The sequence below is a fragment of the Gilvimarinus sp. 1_MG-2023 genome, from assembly GCF_030548285.1.
In genome coordinates this window covers 1-252 of the sequence record NZ_JAUOSC010001351.1, presented here as the reverse complement: position 1 = coordinate 252, position 252 = coordinate 1, and the positions used below count along the sequence as shown (strand labels likewise).

1 protein-coding gene is annotated in these 252 nt (G+C 57.1%); it reads right to left on the bottom strand.

The genetic code is table 11. The annotated features are described in order from the left end of the window. Positions 1-252: hypothetical protein (locus Q4563_RS21240; protein WP_303605936.1), on the bottom strand; the 252-nt coding region annotated here is incomplete at both ends.

The window sequence follows — 252 nt, the reverse complement described above, 5'->3', positions numbered from 1 at the left end:
AGCGTAACCAGGTCACCGATGGGGTAATGGACCAACGCCGGTTATCTGCCGCAGCAAATACCCAGGACAGGTTCAGGCCTTCGCCCTGATAGTGGCGGGCATGTACATCGGCTTCCACTTCGTACACCTGATCCAGTGCCACGTCGTTGGCCTGATAATAAAACCCGCGCGCCAGAGCATTGGAGAACTCGTATTCGGCATGATGGCGGCTGATATAAGCCACAGAGAACGCGCCGTAGCCCACTGAGGCAC